This is a genomic window from Natrinema versiforme JCM 10478, from assembly GCF_000337195.1.
GTDB lineage: Archaea > Halobacteriota > Halobacteria > Halobacteriales > Natrialbaceae > Natrinema > Natrinema versiforme.
Genome location: NZ_AOID01000051.1, coordinates 111,411 through 127,810, shown reverse-complemented (window position 1 = coordinate 127,810; position 16,400 = coordinate 111,411). Strand labels below are relative to the sequence as shown.

15 protein-coding genes are annotated in these 16,400 nt (G+C 60.4%); 6 read left to right on the top strand and 9 right to left on the bottom strand.

All coding sequences use genetic code 11. The annotated features are described in order from the left end of the window. Window positions 1-92: 92 nt before the first annotated feature. Both C489_RS17010 and C489_RS17005 read right to left on the bottom strand, forming a co-directional pair. Window positions 93-1,298: a hypothetical protein gene (locus tag C489_RS17010; protein WP_006432574.1), complete on the bottom strand. Its 1,206-nt coding sequence runs from the start codon at window positions 1,296-1,298 to the stop codon at window positions 93-95. A 43-nt stretch (window positions 1,299-1,341) separates the two neighbouring features. Continuing rightward, window positions 1,342-2,073, bottom strand: a complete 732-nt coding sequence (locus C489_RS17005) for a GNAT family N-acetyltransferase (RefSeq protein WP_006432573.1) — start codon at window positions 2,071-2,073, stop codon at window positions 1,342-1,344. 311 nt (window positions 2,074-2,384) lie between these two features. Here C489_RS17005 and C489_RS17000 point away from each other — a divergent pair, with 311 nt between their 5' ends. After that, a complete protein-coding gene (locus C489_RS17000) occupies window positions 2,385-2,834 on the top strand; it encodes a hypothetical protein (protein ID WP_006432572.1) in 450 nt (149 codons plus the stop codon). 71 nt (window positions 2,835-2,905) lie between these two features. Here the strand turns inward: C489_RS17000 and C489_RS16995 are convergent, their stop codons facing one another. The 3 genes from C489_RS16995 to C489_RS16985 form a co-directional block, all read right to left on the bottom strand. Then, window positions 2,906-3,475 carry a DUF7344 domain-containing protein gene (locus C489_RS16995; RefSeq protein ID WP_006432571.1) on the bottom strand — a complete coding sequence of 190 codons (570 nt, stop codon included), beginning with the start codon at window positions 3,473-3,475 and terminating at the stop codon, window positions 2,906-2,908. Between the two features lie 464 nt (window positions 3,476-3,939). Beyond that, window positions 3,940-4,638 (bottom strand): helix-turn-helix domain-containing protein, encoded by a 699-nt coding sequence (locus C489_RS16990; protein WP_006432570.1) that lies wholly within the window; start codon window positions 4,636-4,638, stop codon window positions 3,940-3,942. Window positions 4,639-5,028: 390 nt separating this feature from the next. Further along, window positions 5,029-5,952 carry an HhH-GPD family protein gene (locus tag C489_RS16985; protein ID WP_006432569.1) on the bottom strand — a complete coding sequence of 308 codons (924 nt, stop codon included), beginning with the start codon at window positions 5,950-5,952 and terminating at the stop codon, window positions 5,029-5,031. A gap of 141 nt (window positions 5,953-6,093) precedes the next feature. On the opposite strand from C489_RS16985, the gene C489_RS16980 reads away from it, so the two are divergent. Then, on the top strand, window positions 6,094-6,417 hold the full coding sequence (locus C489_RS16980) for a hypothetical protein (protein WP_006432568.1): 324 nt from the start codon (window positions 6,094-6,096) through the stop codon (window positions 6,415-6,417). Window positions 6,418-6,487: 70 nt separating this feature from the next. After that, window positions 6,488-9,442 (top strand): P-loop NTPase fold protein, encoded by a 2,955-nt coding sequence (locus tag C489_RS20960; protein ID WP_152423177.1) that lies wholly within the window; start codon window positions 6,488-6,490, stop codon window positions 9,440-9,442. Here C489_RS20960 and C489_RS16975 read toward each other — a convergent pair. Next, window positions 9,439-11,343 carry a DHH family phosphoesterase gene (locus C489_RS16975; protein ID WP_006432567.1) on the bottom strand — a complete coding sequence of 635 codons (1,905 nt, stop codon included), beginning with the start codon at window positions 11,341-11,343 and terminating at the stop codon, window positions 9,439-9,441. The genes C489_RS20960 and C489_RS16975 overlap by 4 nt on opposite strands. 127 nt (window positions 11,344-11,470) lie before the next feature. Beyond that, entirely contained in the window at window positions 11,471-12,589 is a 1,119-nt protein-coding gene (locus C489_RS16970; protein ID WP_049890978.1) for an outer membrane protein assembly factor BamB family protein, read from the bottom strand. Between the two features lie 170 nt (window positions 12,590-12,759). Here C489_RS16970 and C489_RS16965 point away from each other — a divergent pair, with 170 nt between their 5' ends. The 3 genes from C489_RS16965 (at window position 12,760) to C489_RS16955 (ending at window position 14,274) form a co-directional block, all read left to right on the top strand. Continuing rightward, window positions 12,760-13,167: an FAS1-like dehydratase domain-containing protein gene (locus C489_RS16965; protein WP_006432565.1), complete on the top strand. Its 408-nt coding sequence runs from the start codon at window positions 12,760-12,762 to the stop codon at window positions 13,165-13,167. Window positions 13,168-13,238: 71 nt separating this feature from the next. Then, on the top strand, window positions 13,239-13,733 hold the full coding sequence (locus C489_RS16960) for a Mov34/MPN/PAD-1 family protein (RefSeq protein WP_006432564.1): 495 nt from the start codon (window positions 13,239-13,241) through the stop codon (window positions 13,731-13,733). A gap of 103 nt (window positions 13,734-13,836) precedes the next feature. Next, a complete protein-coding gene (locus C489_RS16955) occupies window positions 13,837-14,274 on the top strand; it encodes an adenylyltransferase/cytidyltransferase family protein (protein WP_006432563.1) in 438 nt (145 codons plus the stop codon). A gap of 96 nt (window positions 14,275-14,370) precedes the next feature. On the opposite strand, the gene C489_RS22280 is transcribed toward C489_RS16955, so the two are convergent. Both C489_RS22280 and ilvD read right to left on the bottom strand, forming a co-directional pair. After that, a complete protein-coding gene (locus tag C489_RS22280) occupies window positions 14,371-14,526 on the bottom strand; it encodes a hypothetical protein (protein WP_006432562.1) in 156 nt (51 codons plus the stop codon). A 125-nt stretch (window positions 14,527-14,651) separates the two neighbouring features. Then, window positions 14,652-16,379 (bottom strand): dihydroxy-acid dehydratase, encoded by a 1,728-nt coding sequence (gene ilvD / locus C489_RS16950; RefSeq protein ID WP_006432561.1) that lies wholly within the window; start codon window positions 16,377-16,379, stop codon window positions 14,652-14,654. Between the last annotated feature and the right edge of the window lie 21 nt (window positions 16,380-16,400).

The window sequence follows — 16,400 nt, the reverse complement described above, 5'->3', positions numbered from 1 at the left end:
TTCCGGTAGCGCCGTCCGGAGGAATTGTCTTTCGATTCGCCCGACCTCGCCGACCGCACGACCCGCTCGAGCGGCCGGCAGTCCCGCGAACGCTATCTCGTCCCCGGCTCGAACGACTCGAGGAGCACCGCCGCTTCGCGGACACCCTCCTCGAAGACGGCATGGTCGGACGCCGAGACGCGACCGGTCCGGGGGTTCCAATCGACGGCCCGAATCTCCGCTAACTCGGGCAGCGTCGCGTGTCGCAGTCCGATCGCGACGGCGTCGGCCGAGCCGTCGACGTGATACGAGACCGCGCGGGCGAGGGCCTCGACCGATCGCTCCGCGCCGTCCCACTCGTGGTACAGGACCGCGAGGGCGATGCGGGCACGCTCGCGTTGGAGGACGCCGAGGACCGTCTCGGCCGTCGACGGCACGGCCGCGACGGCCTCGACGCCGGGATCCCGCGCCGGCGTCGGCGACTCGAGCGGATCGTGCGAGCCGACGGCATCGGCGGACGCGTCGCGGACGGACGGCTCGAGCGCGTCGGGGACGGTGCCCTCGATCGCAGTCCGTTCGGACGGCCCCACGGGCCGTGCGGGAGCGCCGGTCCGCCCGCGCGGATCGACGTCGGCCCAGAGCGGAGTCGCTGTTCGCGGTTCTCGAGTGCTCGTCGTGCCGGAATCCGCCGACGGAGCGGTTCTCGCCGCCGCAGTGGTGGTCGGTAGTTCTGGGATCGGCGGCCCGTCGATCGGCGATTCGAGTGCGGCCGACTGGACGACAGTGGACGTCGTCGATTCGCTCGAGGTCCCGACTGTCGCCGCCGCGTCGGATGGGGCGACGGGGGCAACCGGTGCCGGCAGTTCGGCTCCGGCCGCTCCCGGCGAGCCGCTCGAGCCGATCGATTCGTCGGGCAACTCCCGCACGGCGCTCACGAAGCCGGTCGCACCGCCGACGCCGGCAAGCGTCGTCGTCAGCCCCAGCGGGTCGCGGATCACACTGCCCTCGAGAGTGACGTAGCCCGTCAGCCAGAGCGCGAACGCACAGGCGAGGACGATCCCGACCGAGACCTGCGTCACGGCTCGCCAGCGATCGGTCGACGAGACGTTTCGGTCGGCCAGCCAGTAGCCGCCGGTGGCCAGGCCGGTCGGGACGAGCAACGAGAGGAACAGTTCGACCGCGACGAGCGGCTGGGCGGCCGGCGCGGCGAGCGTCTGGACGATGCCGGCAATCGAGAGACCGAGACCCATCGCGACGATGGCCGCAGTCGATCCCACCCGCTCCTCGGGCTCGAACTGCGCGGCGGTCACGTAGCGCATACCCGTCCGTTTCAGAGACGGTTATATAAATCGAATTGTCAACTCAGAGCTCGACAGCCATCATCACCTCGTCGACATAGTGGCCGTCGAGTTTGTAGTGATCCTCGCGGATCGCTTCGGTCTCCCAGTCGTGTTCCTCGAGGAACGCGATCGCCGCCTCGTTGGTCGAGGGCACGCTCTGGTAGACCTTCTCGTAGCGGTTCGCACCGGCCCACTCGAGGCCACGCGAGAGGAGGTGCGAACCGATGCCGCGGCCGCGGTACTCCTCTAAGACGCCGACGGTGAGTTCGGCGGTGTGGCTCAGCTTGTCGATCTCGGGCGCGTGGAGGTGGACCCAGCCGACGACCTCGTCGTCGACCGTGGCGACGAAGAACATCCGGGACTGGAGTTCGTTGTGCCGGAGCAAGGCGTTCTCGTGGTCGATCTCGTCGGCGACGCTCTCGGCTTCGATGTACGTCTTCTCCGCTGTGACCTGCCGGATCGCGCCGACGATCCCCGCCAGATCCTCCTGTCGCGCCGGCCGAATGTGAAACTCGAGGTCGTCGGCGAGATACTCTTCTTCGGCACCCGCATCGATCGTGACTCGCAGTTTTCCGTCGGCTTCCTCGAGTCGGCCGTCCCGTTTGAGGATCGCGACGTGATGGCGGAACCTGCTCGAATCGAGGCCGAGTCGGTCCCGAGTTTCCGCGGGGTCGACCGCGCCGTGGCGCTCGACGTACTCGTAGATCCCTTTGCGGTCCGCGTGACCGAACTCGAGCGTCTCAGTCGATTCCATGTCGTATGGTACCGCCCAGCAATACATAGTTCTTGGCTGGCCCACCGCCTCGTCGCGACTGGCGGGTCTTCCGGTACTTCCCGGTGTTCCACTCCGAAATTCCCCAGTGTGATGCTCGGAGTTCGCTCGTTCCGAGCGCGTTGCGAACGTGATCGGCTCGAGCCGAGACCAACGCCCTCCGCCTCGCTGTTGTCGGCTCTTAAGGCGACAACTGGTACAGGCGGGGGACCTTCCGCCGGGAACGCATCGACTCCGGATGCGAGATGAGCGCCCCAGCCGGCCGACGCCGGCAGTGTGCATCTCGCGTCGCAATGATCGGATCGAACGTGGTGGTTGCTGGCTGTGCGCTCGCCCTCGCGGTAGCGGTCGGACTGGTGGCCCACGAGTGGACGCACGCGGCGGTCCTTCGACTGGCACGCGTCGAGTATTCCGTCTCCTATTTCCCCGGTCGCCCCGACGGGGTCCTCGCCCTCCTGACGACCCGTCCGTGGGCCGCCGTCTACCCCCGTCCGACCGGCGGCGAACCGCCGTGGACGCTTCGCCTCGCGGCGCTCGCGCCCGCCCTCCTCGCGGTTCCCGTCTTCGGACTCGCCGCCGCCGGCTACGTGACGACCGACACGCCGGTCGTCGCCGCGGCGGCGATCGGCTGGCTCGCCTGCGCGCTCCCGAGCCCGCAGGACTTCTCGGTCGCCTTTCACGCCCATCGGCTCCTCGAGCGGTCCCCCGAGCCGAACGCGGCAGCCCCCTCCCGCGCCGACTGACGGTCGTCGCTTGGCTGCCGGTTTCGAATCCATCGCAACCGCTCGGCAGGAACTCGCGGAGCGGGAACTCGTTATCGACGGGACACGCCGGCCGACCACGCGTATGCGCCCGTGACGACCGCGAACGAGGCGAGGACGAATCCCGCGCCGATCAGTCCGGATACTGGGACGAGTCCGGTCGCGATCGCTCCGACCGCGAGCGTACAGAGTGCGGCTGTCCCAACGTATCGCCGGAGCCACGGGTCGGGCGAGTCGGCCTCCCGAGCGGGCTTGAGGTACGCGTCGAGTTGTGCGGTCAGCGGCGTCGCTTCGACCCTGCCGCGGTCCTTGTCGTAGTCGACGATTCCGTGGTTGTCGAGTTTCGGCAGGTGGGACTGGTACAGCGAGATATAGACGCGCTGGCGCTCGCTCGAATTAAGCTGGTCGACGGTCGTCTCCTGTTCCCACGCCGCGACCTGTTCGGCTAGTTCGCGCAACCGGACCGGCCCGTCCGCTGTGCGGAGGTAGCGGAGCACGTCTCGACGGCGCTTCGTCTGCAGAAGGTGATAGATATCGTCCAGCGAGAGATCCGACGGACCGGCGTTCGTATCGGACGCTCGAGGCGGCTCGTCGACGCCGTCCGTTCGGCTGCGTCCGATCACTTCAATTCTCGCCTGACTGTATTCTCGTCCAACAGATAAAACTAGGCACTGGCTCGGCGGGTTCAGCCGTCGGAAAAGCCGATTTGGGGCCTGAGACGGCCCGTCGGTGGTCCGATTATCGAGCGGCCACACAGCCACGAATGACCGCGAATCGGTAGTTGCGTCCGGGTGATCCACCGGCGCTCACAGCGACGTACGGTGCGTCGGTCGGCACCACGCCGACGTTCTGTTATTGGCGTGTCCAGTAATAAAGCTAGTCCTTGACTCAAATAGCTCCAATAGTGGCGCAAAAGGGACGAATATACAGGGCAGATACGTCCAATCGTTAGTCGGATGTCCACTATGGTCTGGGTAGGAGAGGGAAAGAGTAGTGGATGGTCGAACGGGAGAGTAGAGCGGTGACGCGGTCCCGGTACACGCTCAGGCGTGTGACTTCTTCCTCGAGTCGCTGAGACGCGGTCGACTCACGGATCGATCTCCATCGGCGCGGTCCGATCGGTTAGTTCCGCACTGACGAGGGCGGCGTGGCTCCGCCGGAGTCGCTCGGAGAGCGCCTGATGTGACACGTCTAGCTCCGCGGCCAACTCCTTGAGTGTCACTCCTCTGGGAACGTCGAAGTAGCCGAGTTCGTGGGCCTTGTGGATCGTTTCGTACTGCGTCTCCGTCAGGGGCGTCCGCGCGCTCGCGAGGTCGTTGACTCCGCTGATTCGGGTGACGTCGGCCCCGAACTCGTACTGCTCGAGCAGGTCGTGACACGCCGAGACCGACTCCCGATCGTGAAAGAGCAGTTTCACCGCCCACTGGCTCTCACGGCCCCGCGCCGTCAGGATCGCGCCGTCGTTTTCGGTCACGATCTGCTCGAACAGTTTCACGCCGTCGCCGAACTCGAGGCGGAACAGCCAGCGGTCGCGTTGGCTGAACGCGGTTCCGTCGTCCGTCGAGGACTTCCCGGTGTCGTCGGCGACGCTCGCGATCACGTCGACCGACGGATCCGCCTCGAGCGCCCGGCGAACGCTGTCGCGGTCCGAGCCGCTCGTCCAGACGAGCGGCGGCGAGCCACCGATCATTCCGCCGACCTGAAACTCGAAGCCCGACGCTCGATCGAACGTGCGAGCGAGTCCGAGCCGATCGGCCGGAATCCCGAGTTCGACGACTGTGGTCATCACCAAAGCCCACCACAGAGACGTATAGACGGATTTGGTTTCCGGTAGCCTTTCCCGCCACCCAATTCCGGTGACTCTCACTCTCGACCGACGGTTCACTGCAGTAATCTTTCGGTCCGCGAGGACCGAACGACCTGCCGCCGATCGGGAGTGTTCTCAATCCGTGCAATTCCCGGACAGGTACAAGTACCATCGCCATCTTCTTTCGGCCGGTCATCGATCGAAACTGACCGACAGGGAATGCACGGCGACCGCCGCCCGCTGTCTTCGCCGGTGCAGTCCGAGACGGCTGCACGCCCAGCGGCGGACTGATTTCGCTTACTGTAGAAAACGGGTTTTCGACTCGAGAGAACACGGCAGCCGGAATTGACTCGCCGATGAACCGCTCCGTTAGCGCTGGAGCCGTGCGACCGGCTCGGCTCCGCCGTCGTCGAATTCGACCAGCCCGTCCGACTCGAGGTCGGTCAGCAGGCCCGCGAGCCACTCGCGGCCGTACTCGCCGTCGGGGGTATAGTCGACTCGGATGCGGTGGCCGAGGGTATCGAGCTCGAGTTCGTCGTACTCCCGGAGGGTGCCGATCACGCGGCCACGGAACTGCCGGCGGCTCCCCTCGAAACTCGGCTGGGTCGGCACGTCGGGGGCGGTGAAGTCGCCGCTGGCGTAGGCCCCACACCACTCCCGCCACGGGCAACCGGCCGCGTCGCACTTCGGCGTCTGCTCGCAGGCGACCCCGCCCAGTTCCATGATCGCGTTGTTCCAGACCCGCGAGCGCCCCGCCGGCATGAGATCGCTCGCGGCGTCCTCGAAGGCCGCGTCGTCGTCCGGCACGTCGAATGCGCGGTAGAGCACTCGTTTGACGTTCGTGTCGACGACCGCGTCGCCGTTGTTGAACGCGAAACTCGCCACCGCGTTGGCGGTGTACGGACCGACGCCCATCAGCTCCTGCAGTTCGTCGGGCGTGTCGGGGAACTCGCCGTCGTACTCCTCCTCGACCTGGCCCGCCGCCTCGTGGAGGTACTTCGCCCGGTTGTTGTATCCCAGACTGTGGTCGGTCCAGAACCCGACGACGTCCGCGCGGTCGGCGTCGGCCAGTTCGGCGGTGGTCGGCCACCGCTCGAGGAAGCCCTCCCAGGCCTCGACGACGCGGCCGAGTTGGGTCTGCTGGCTCATGACCTCGCTGACGAGGATTTCGTAGGGGTCGTCCGTGCGTCGCCACGGGAACTCGCGGTGGTCGTCCTTGTACCACGCGAGCAGCGCCTCGCGAACGCCCTCGAGATCGTCCGGCAACGCCCACTCCTGGGCCCCTGTTGTCATCGGCGAGGATTAGGGAACCGACGGTTTATGAGTGATGGTCCGCGGACGGCGAACGGATTCGATTTCGGCCCCGCATAGCCCGCCCAGACGCGTTCGGACGACCACGAAAGGCCTATCCGACCGGCTCGAGTCCCCTCCCGTATGAGCCTCGACGATCTCAACGATGACGTGACAGCGTCGTACACCGATATCGGCGACGAGTTGTCGCTGTCGCTGGACCGCGAAACGCGCAACGAACTCGCATTGCTCGAGGCCGCCCTCGAGCCCGAGGAGACGGACGAACTCGTCCGGCGGGCGATCCACATGCTCTTTCAGTCGACCGTCGACACCGGCAAGTTCGACTTCCAGCTGCGGTCGGCCTACGACGTGACCTACGACGAGTACCTCTCGGGGATGACCTTCGAGGAGATGACCGGTGCGGACCAGTATCCGTCGATGGACGACGAGCGCCGTTATCAGTTCTAAACCCAAATCAGCATCTATAACCGGAAAATGTTATGTATGACGAGTACAGTGAGTAAAGTCAGTATATTTAATGAATGTAGCCGACACAAAATCAGACAAATCAGACTCTGAGTCGTCTACATCGAAGATTAGTGCACTTAACGATCAACCGTCTGAAGAAGACTATCTAGGATTTGATGAATATGTGGGGGTGATTAAAGAATTTCTAATAAAATCTGAAGAATCATTCCCACTTACAATGTCTGTGGAAGGAGAATGGGGTACGGGAAAATCGTCTTTTATGAAGCAGTTAAATGAAGAATTGGCTGAATCTGATGAGACAACAGTCCAGTTTAACCCATGGCGATATGAGAATAAAGAAGCTCTATGGGCCTCTTTTGCACAAGTATTTGTTAGTGAAGTACGGTCATCGAAGTCTCGAAAGAATCGACTATGTGGAGATATTAAATTACTTTCGAATAGATTTGTGCGAGATGCGAAAAAGACCAAATTAATAAGGTCTATTTTGACACTATTTGTTGTTTTGGCGCTAGCAATAGTATCTATATTAGTTCTTATCTCATCTTATCCAATTCCAATTCCAATTGATTTAGGACAAAGAACAAGATTGGTAGAAATTCTCGTTGGGAGTAGCGGTATCATTGCAGCACTCCTGGGTGGTTTAACTGTTATCGATCAAGTTCGCAGTCAATTGTTGAACCCACTCCATCCAAATCTGCAAGAGTATGCGACAAATCCAGAATATGAGGATAGGTCAACGTTCCTTAATGAATTTCACGACGACTTCGATCGTATCTTAGATTCATATATTGGTGATGATAGTGTCTACGTGTTTATTGATGATCTAGATCGTTGTAAAGTTTCTAAGGCAGCACAATTAATGCAATCAATAAACTTAATGTTGACTGACGACACACGGATTGCCTTTGTCATTGCTTTAGACCGAGAAAAAACTGCTGCAGGGCTTGCCGCTCAATATGAGGAATTGCTTCCGTATCTCAACCGAGAAGATACACCAATAGCAGGTGAGAACGCTTCAAAAGAAGACAAAGATGCATATCATCGCGGAATTCGATTTGGTCATCAGTATCTTGAGAAGTTCATCCAGATTCCTGTTATTGTTCCATCAGCTCAAACCAACAACATTAAGCACCTTATTAATAAAGAACAAGAACCTAATCGCGGGACTAATAGAAATAAAATAGAAGAGGATTTGTTAAAATACCATTCAGAAGTTCTAGATGAAGTTATAGATATGGTTGCACCTTGCCTCAATCATAATCCTAGGAGAATTATACGTTTTATAAACCTTTATCGACTCCGATCACTCTTAGCATATGAGATGGGGATGGTACAATTCTCTGATGGAGAATACACAAATGATAGTCTGACGCTGCAACAATTGGGGAAGTTTGTAGCTATTAGCCTACATTCTCCCCGTTTACTTACTCAATTAGATTCATATCCTGATGGACTCGCCAATCTTGAAAAACATGCCCTAGGTAATTATAATGAGCAAGATATTAAGAAAGAAATCCAGCCGTGGACCCAAAATGATGAATTGACGACATTGCTCAGATATGGCTGTAGTGATGACAGGAGTATGCCTAAATATTCTGTTCGTGATGTTGATGTAGAAAAACTGCTCTGGGTTTCACCACGCACTGATCAACCAACAAAAACAGAGGATCAAGACACATTAACAGATGAAGAAAAAGTGTCTGAATTGGAAGGATTATATTCAAAATTGAATGAAAATGGATTCAAATGGCTTTCAGAAAACGACTTTGAGTCTTCTATTGATCATACTCAATGGGGGAATGGTCCGTTCTCTTTTGCAGAAATTGCTTCAGGTATAACTCTTGATCGGCCATATATAGATGATAATAGTAGTGAGCCTAAAAGGAAGGGTCAGCTATTCAATACGTTGTTGAATGGAGATAGCGTGATACTTTCCGGCAGATCTGGATCTGGTAAAAGCACAACTTGCCGTTTTCTTGCTTATGAATGGTATACATCAAACGAAACCGGAGATGTACTTTATAGAAAAGAAAATAATATTGAGAATATCACTAGTAATAAAATTAATATACTGAATGAGTCAATAAGTAGAGCTAAAGAACAAGACAGTAGCCCCATGCTTATCGTTATTGAAGATCCCTTTCAGACCCATATATCAGGAATTTCTGAGTTGATCTCAAGCTATAGTACTGATACGGACGTTTGCTTTTTGCTTGAGGGTACCGAAGGAAAATATGAAAAAGTAACAGAAAATGATGAGGCCAATGATCTGCCGGATCTTCTAACCGAGTGGATTGGTACACAATCAAACCTAACAGAATATTCAATGCCAGATCCTAGTATAGATGAGATTATGGAAATTGTCAACCATCTCGAAAAAGTGACTGATGAAGATCAGTGGATTACTCTAGACCAAGTTAGGACTGCGTTTAAAATAGAAGAAGAATTAAAAGAAAATCCTAGTCTGAAAGATCATCTAAATAGTCTTGGTTTGATTGATGGAAATAAAAACCAATATAGCACGATAGAAGACAACCTACATGAAAAATTAGATATAAAGAGGGAGATGGGCGATATTAAGGGAGTGGCAGAATTATTGAATAAATTAGGGCATATTTGTAGATCAACTGGAAGATTAGAAGAGGCACTCAGTTTTTATAGAAAAAGCCGCGAATGCCATATAAAGAACGAAAATCATATTGGGGAGGTTAATACTCTCCATAATATTGGGCTAGTATATGAGAAAATTGAAGATCTAGAAAAATCCCACGCCTCATATAACAAGGCACTCGGTATTTGTGAGGAATTCGACCTGGAAGAACGGAGAATTGATCTGTTAATGAGAATGGTAGTACTATATGTGCGGAAAAACGATATTAATGAAGCAATCCAATGGTGTGATTATGGTTCTTCATTAGCTGAAAAATCTAGTCTTGATTTAAACAAGGAAGAGGTCTGGTTTACTAGCCGAAAAGCCAAACTCAAGAAACAACTCGGAACTTAGTCGTCGATCGGGGCCGCACTCGAGAGCGCTTCGTCGATGTCGGCCTCGGCCATCTTCTCGACCAGGGCGTCGATCACTTCCTCGCGCCGGCCAGTGACGAACTTGATCGAGCCGACGACGAGGTGGCCGCCGCCCGAGACGCCGCCGCCGGCGATCTCGGCCTCGAGTTCGGAGACCATGTTCGGGATGTCGAGTCGGACGCCGTCACTGCGGAGTACGGCGAAGTCCGGGCCGTAGCCGACCGTGATGACCGGGTCGCCGGTCTCCTCGATCTTGCGGTCGTGGATCTCGCCCGTGGTCTTCCCCGGCGCGGGGTAGGTAAACCGGTGGGCGTAGTTCTCGACGTCAATCCGGTAGAGGTGAGCGCCGTTCTCGAGGGTTTCGTGTTCGAGGTGGGGCATCGCGGCCTCGAGTTGCTCGTCGACTTCCTCGCGACCGCGGTCGGCGAAGAAGTCCACGAGTTCGCGGTGGCGCTGTTCGTCGTCGCCGTCGACCTGCAGCAGGTCCTGAATCAGCTGGTCGCCGGAGTTGTAGCGCAGCCAGAAGGCGGCGTAGTCGAGCGCCTCGCTGACGTCTTGCAGGCGGTCCTCGTCGTAGCCTTCCGCGGCGGCGAGGTCGATGTAGTCGTCCATCGCGTCGGCCTTCGAGCGATCCGAGAGGCCGGCGACGGCGGGAACGTGGCGGAGTTCGTCGCCCAGATCGGGGTAGATCATCCGCGCGAGTTCGACACAGAGCATCCCGGTCGTGATCCGGTAGTCCTCGTCGTGGAGGTAGGGATTGACGTGGGCGTCGAGCAGGTCCTCGACCGCCTCCGGGTCGGGGTGGTGGTGGTCGACCGTGACGATCGGGATGTCGTAGTGGGCCAGCGTCTCGTAGGCCGGGACGTCCTCGGCCGTCGAGCCGTTGTCGAGCATCAGCAAGAGCGGGAGTTGCTGGCCGTGTTTCTCGCGGTCCTCGAGCGCGAAGTTCAGGTCCCGCGTGGCGTCTTCCATCTCGTAGAACGGCGCTTTCGCCGGCAGCCGCTTGATGAGGTGCCGCGGTGCGTCCTCGTCTTCGTGGACATCGGCGATAAACCGCTGGAGCGCGATCTGGACGGGGACCGCGGCGCACATTCCGTCGCCGTCGGCGTGGTGGCGCACGCGGATCGGCCGCCCTTCGAGGACCGTTCGGCGGAGCAGTCGGGCGACCTCCTCCAGATCCGGGCGGAGCTTCTCGAAGGCCGGCCAGTCGATCAGCGGCTCGACGTCGTGGGGTTCGGCGCGGGCGTCGAGCGCGTCCTCGAGTCGCTCGCGGGCGTCGGCGGCGTCTTCGCCCTTGAGTTTCGAGAGGCCGTCGACTTCGATCTGGACCGAGCCCTCGCGGTGTTCGGGCGCGCCGGTGACCCGGACGACGTCGCCGACCTCGATGGTCGGGTAGGCGCGGACGCCGGCTTCTTCGAAGGCAGCGCAGGGAACGACGCCCTGCTCGTCGGAGACGTGGAAGATCGTCGGGCCGCCGGTCTGTTTGACCTGCGTGACCGTTCCTTCGAGGTGGATCTGCTCGCCGATGGCGCTCTCGAGGCGGTCGGTCCCGGTCAGCGAGTAGTCGTGGCCGACCGTTTCAACCTCGTAGTCATCGATGTCGGCCGGCTCGAAGGCCATGTCGCCGTTTTCTCTGACACTCTCGAGTTCGACGACGAGTTCGTCGCCGACGGCGAAGGTGCCCTCGAGGACGGATTCGTGGACGAGTCCGGAGACGGAATCGGAGAGATCGACGAAGACGCCGTAGTCGACGATACCGTTGATTTCGGCGAGATAGTAACGGCCTTGCTCGACATCGTCGGCGGTACAATCGGAAGCGAGATCGTAGACGACGGAATCCCCGTCGTCTGCGCCGGGTTCCCCGGCGGAGTCACGCGTCATCTTGATTCGCTGTTTGAGGCGGTCGCGTATAACCCTTGTCAAGAAGCGATGGGGACTCGTGAGAGTCGATCGCTGGTCCACGCAGTCGGATCCTGCTGATCGGTGTCCCAGGAGACGACGGGACCTCTCACTCAGGAGGAGACAGGGCCCAAAGCGTTCCCTCGGTGGTCTGGGCGAATGCTTGTTTGCCGGCGGCACCGAGTCTGAAATCCTTCGTCGGGAGTGAAGTCTCGTATCGGTCGAAAAACGACGCACCATTGGTCCACGTTACGGTTCCGTCGTCCGTCCCGACGACGAGCGTTGCCGTCGTCGATGCGGCTTGAGTAACTGGCGCGTCGAACCGTATTTCGTACCATTCGCTGCCGTCTTCCAACGAGAGTTCATACACTGTTCCGAACATGTCCGACGGCGCGCTGTCCGTCGACTCCGCGACGAGCAACGACGACTCGGTCGCGCGGACACCTGTGATCTCGGCACCTCGGCCGAACGGAGTCCGCCACCGAGCGGCACCGTCTGTCGCGTCGAGTGCGACGACATCACCGCTACCGCCGACGTAGATCGCGTCGTCGACTGGAACTGGACCGACGGCGGTCGCCTCCCACTGTTCCGGTCGCCAACTCCACGAGGCCGTCCCGTCGGTGGGCGAGATCGCAACGACCCCGTCTACATCACCGAAATAGACCGCACCATCGTCGGCTGCCAACTGATCGTCCGGGGCGGCGACGACAGTAAAATCCGTTTCGGCGATACGGGACTGTTCCCATCGAATCGATCCGTCGGCCGTTTCGAGCGCGGCGAGGCCACCGTTTGCAGTATACAGCGTTTCGTTCGCCACTGTCATCGCCGACGAGAGAGTGGCGACGGTCTGTGTCCACCGTTGTGCACCCGTCCGAGCATCGAAAGCGAGGACCCGCGACTGATTCGCGCCCCGTTTTTCACCGACGTATACGGTACCGCCGGCAGCGACGAGACCGGTCATCCGTCCGAGCGCGTGTTCCCACTGCTGGTTCCCCGTTCCGGTATCGAAGGCGATCAGGCGACTCTCCTCTAAATCTCCGTTATGGCGGCCACTAGCGACGACGACTCCTTCGGTAGCGACCGGTGGTGCGGGAATTCCCGACTCCGGGACTGGGGCTGACCAGTCAGTCCCAGCCGGATCGCGAAAGCGAGGAAACGATGCACAACCGGCGCTAACGGACGGCAAGACGCCGACGGCAGTAGCGAGAACCGAACGGCGAGAGGGCATAGCTCGATGTTGATTAGGGGATCAATATGTCTTTTGAACGAGTGAACTGGAACTAATAAAACGGATCGGATTGCCTACCACCGCGAACGAAAATTGCCGGGGCGATCCGCAGTACCAGTTTCGCTATTGACGACCAGAAGTTATAGGATCGGCCACAAAAGCATCCGCTCATGGACGTTTCACACCCGCCCGAGGAGGGCGACGAGTACACCGTCGAGCGGACCTTCGATCACGAGGATGTCCGAGAATTCGGCGAGCTATCGGGCGATCAGCAGCCGATCCACACCGAGCCGGACGAGGCGGGACGACTGACCGCACAGGGGTTGCTCACCGCAACGCTGCCGACGGAGATCGGCGGCGAACTCAACTACATCGCCCGCGGGATGGAGTTCGAGTTCGCCCAGCCGGTCCACACCGGCGAGCGGATCACCTGCACCTGTCGCCTCGAGTCGGTGACCGAACGCGACGAGTACTACGACGTCCAGAGCACCGCGGTCTGTACGAACGAAGACGGCGAGGACGTCCTGTGTGCCGACGTCGACGGCATCATTCCGAAAGACGCCGTTCCGGACGCGTAGGGCCGTGGGTGCCGGTCGCGGCAAACCGGCGCATCGGAACGTTTAGCAACCGCAAGACCGCAGGTGGGACTATGGGGTTGTTCGACGCGCTGTTTCGCTCGAGCGAGATCCTCGGCATCGCCGAGGAAACCCTCGAGTTCGCCCTCGAGTCCTCGGAGGCGACCCACCCGAACGAGTACATGGGATTTCTCCGGGGGACCGAGGCCGAACGCCTCGATCTGGACCGAGAGGGGCTGGTCATCACGGATATCCTCGTGGTGCCCGGCACCGAGTCCAACAGCGTCAGCGCGACCGTCAAGACGAACCAGATTCCGAACGACGTGAAGGCACTGGGGAGCATCCACTCCCATCCAAACGGCGTTATTCGCCCGAGCGACGCGGATCTGGACACGTTCGGCCGGGGCAGCGTCCACGTCATTATCGGCGCGCCCTACCGCCGGACCGATTGGAAGGCGTTCGATTCGCAGGGGAAACCGACCCAACTGAACGTGATCGACGTCGACCTGCCCGAGACCGACGACTTCTTCGATTTCACACAGGCGGATATCGACGAGGAACTGCGATGAGCCACCCCTTGTCTCTCGAGACGATGCTATCAGTGACTACCGCACGACCGACGACGGGATCGCCACGGAAACCACACGCCGCCGGATCGGACGCGAGGCGACCATGAGCCGGACGGTCATTGCCCAGGGAACCTTCGACATCCTCCACCCCGGCCACGTCCACTACCTCGAGGAGGCCGCCGCGATGGGCGACGAACTCCACGTCATCGTCGCGCGCACGACCAACGTCGACCACAAGGCGGCTCCGATCTGTCCGGCGAGTCAGCGCCGGGACATGGTCGCGGCGCTCGAGGCCGTCGACGAGGCCCGACTCGGCCACGAGGAGGACATCTTCGTGCCGATCGAGGAGATCGATCCGGACGTGATCGCGCTGGGCCACGACCAACACCACGACGACGCGGCCATCGCGGCTGAACTCGAGTCCCGCGGGATCGACTGCGAGGTCCGTCGGGCGAGCGCTCGAGAGGCGGGTGACGACGCCGACGAACAGCTGCTTTCGACGCGGCTGATCATCGATCGGATCCTTGAGCGCCGCGGGTGAGCCGTCGAAAGAGGAGAATCGGCCCACCCACTTCGCGAACGACGGCATCACGAAAACTCGTCACTGGGGCTGGTTCGGCTCGATCGCTCGCATCGATCAGTTCTCGAGGATGACCGGCGGTGGCAGCCGGAGCGAATCGACCGTATGTCCCGTCTCGACGAAGTGCTCGATCGCCTTTTCTGACACCTCCTTTTCGGTGTAGCCGTCGGCAGTACTGATCTGCCAGTCACACTCGAGGCAGTATTTACACATTCGTCTATCTAGCTGGTAGTCGGTCACATAGGCGGGAAAGACTCGTGCAGGAAATCGAAGGGAGGGAGTTGCGAACCGTCACCCGTGAGCGGGTGAATCGACCGGTTCGGGCGCGTGTCAGTCAGCTAGTCCTCTTTGACGCCGGGGTTCGTCACCGCGCCGTTTGCCGCCGAGCCGAACGCGTGGCCGAACTTCGCCAGCACGCCGGTCTCGTAGTTGGGGTCGGGCTGCTCCCACTCCTCGCGGCGGGCCTCGAGTTCCTCTTCGCTCACGTCGACCGCGAGGGTCCGGTCCTCGATGTCGATGGTGATCACGTCGCCGTCCTCGATGAGGCCGATGGGGCCGCCGGCGAACGCCTCGGGGGCGACGTGGCCGATCGAGAACCCGCGGGTCGCACCGGAGAAGCGGCCGTCGGTGATGAGCGCCACGTCTTCGGCGTGGCCCTGTCCGGCGACCGCGCTCGTGACGCCGAGCATCTCCCGCATGCCGGGCCCGCCCTGTGGCCCCTCGTTGCGGATGACGATCACGTCGCCGCTCTCGACGTGTCCCTCTTGGACGTACGCCATGGCGTTTTCCTCGTTCTCGAAGACGCGGACGGGGCCTTCGTGGTGGAGTTCGTCATCGCCGGTGACCTTGAGGACGGAGCCGCCGGGCGCGAGGTTGCCCGTCAGGATGCGGATCGCGCCCTGTTCGTCTTTGGGCTCGTCGACGGTGTAGAGGAAGTCCACGTCGAGTTCTTCGATCGTCGGCGGAGCGAGCGCCTCGAGTTCCTCACCGATCGTGTTACCGGTGACAGTCAGCGCGTCGCCGTGGAGTAGGTCGGCCTCGTAGAGGGCGTTCAGCACGACCGGGACGCCGCCGACCTCGTGGAGGTCGTTCATGACGCGAGAGCCGCCGGGCTGGAGATTCGCGATCTTCGGGGTGCGCCGGCTGATCTCGTCGAACTCCTCGATGGAGAGATCGACGCCGGCTTCGGCGGCCATCGCCAGCAGGTGAAGGACGGCGTTGGTCGAGCCGCCGACGGCGACCTGCAGCGCGATGGCGTTCTCGAATGACTCCTTGCTGAGGAAGTCGGAGGGCTTGCGCTGTTCCTCGACGACCTCGACGGCGAGTTCGCCGGCCTCGCGGGCGACGTCGTAGCGCGAGTCGGCCTCGGCGGGCGGGCTGGCACTGCCCAGCGGCGCGAAGCCGAGCGCCTCGGAGATCGAGGCCATCGTGTTGGCGGTGAACATCCCGCCACAGGAGCCCGCCCCTGGACAGGCGTTGCGCTCCATCTCGTCGAGTTCCTCGCTTTCCATCTCGCCGTCGGCGACGGCACCGACGCCCTCGAAGAGGTTCTGGACGGTGACTTCCCTGCCCTCGTGCTCGCCGGGCATGATCGAGCCGCCGTAGAGGAAGACGCTGGGGAGATCCGTTCGGATCGCGGCCATCATCATGCCGGGCATGTTCTTGTCGCAGCCGCCGATCGTGACCAGCCCGTCCATGCGCTCGCCGAAGGAGACCAGTTCGACGGAGTCGGCGATGAGTTCCCGAGAGATCAGCGAGGCCTTCATCCCCTCGGTTCCCATCGAGATGGCGTCGGAGATGGTGATCGTCCCGAACTCGATTGGCATCCCACCGGAGTCGTCGATCCCCTCGAGTGCGGCGTCGGCGACGTCGTCGAGGTGGACGTTACACGGCGTGATGTCCGCGGCCGGGTTCGGCACGCCGATCATCGGCGAGCCGAAGTCCTCGTCGTCGAAGCCCATCGCGCGGAACATCGCGCGGTGGGGGGCCTTGTCCGGACCTTCCGTCACTTCGCGGCTCCGCAACTGCTCGTCTTTTCCGTAGTCGAACTCGTCGTCGCTGCTCATGGTCAGACCTTGCGTCGGAGG

Excerpts from the sequence above, each read along its gene's own strand:
- C489_RS16990 (WP_006432570.1), bottom strand. The coding sequence starts at position 4,638 with ATGACCACAGTCGTCGAACTCGGGATTCCGGCCGATCGGCTCGGACTC.
- C489_RS16970 (WP_049890978.1), bottom strand. The coding sequence starts at position 12,589 with ATGCCCTCTCGCCGTTCGGTTCTCGCTACTGCCGTCGGCGTCTTGCCG.
- ilvD (WP_006432561.1), bottom strand. The coding sequence starts at position 16,379 with ATGAGCAGCGACGACGAGTTCGACTACGGAAAAGACGAGCAGTTGCGG.
- C489_RS16975 (WP_006432567.1), bottom strand. The coding sequence starts at position 11,343 with ATGACGCGTGACTCCGCCGGGGAACCCGGCGCAGACGACGGGGATTCC.
- C489_RS20960 (WP_152423177.1), top strand. The coding sequence starts at position 6,488 with ATGAATGTAGCCGACACAAAATCAGACAAATCAGACTCTGAGTCGTCT.
- C489_RS22280 (WP_006432562.1), bottom strand. The coding sequence starts at position 14,526 with ATGTGTAAATACTGCCTCGAGTGTGACTGGCAGATCAGTACTGCCGAC.
- C489_RS17005 (WP_006432573.1), bottom strand. The coding sequence starts at position 2,073 with ATGGAATCGACTGAGACGCTCGAGTTCGGTCACGCGGACCGCAAAGGG.
- C489_RS16980 (WP_006432568.1), top strand. The coding sequence starts at position 6,094 with ATGAGCCTCGACGATCTCAACGATGACGTGACAGCGTCGTACACCGAT.
- C489_RS16960 (WP_006432564.1), top strand. The coding sequence starts at position 13,239 with ATGGGGTTGTTCGACGCGCTGTTTCGCTCGAGCGAGATCCTCGGCATC.
- C489_RS16965 (WP_006432565.1), top strand. The coding sequence starts at position 12,760 with ATGGACGTTTCACACCCGCCCGAGGAGGGCGACGAGTACACCGTCGAG.
- C489_RS16985 (WP_006432569.1), bottom strand. The coding sequence starts at position 5,952 with ATGACAACAGGGGCCCAGGAGTGGGCGTTGCCGGACGATCTCGAGGGC.
- C489_RS17000 (WP_006432572.1), top strand. The coding sequence starts at position 2,385 with ATGATCGGATCGAACGTGGTGGTTGCTGGCTGTGCGCTCGCCCTCGCG.
- C489_RS16955 (WP_006432563.1), top strand. The coding sequence starts at position 13,837 with ATGAGCCGGACGGTCATTGCCCAGGGAACCTTCGACATCCTCCACCCC.
- C489_RS17010 (WP_006432574.1), bottom strand. The coding sequence starts at position 1,298 with ATGCGCTACGTGACCGCCGCGCAGTTCGAGCCCGAGGAGCGGGTGGGA.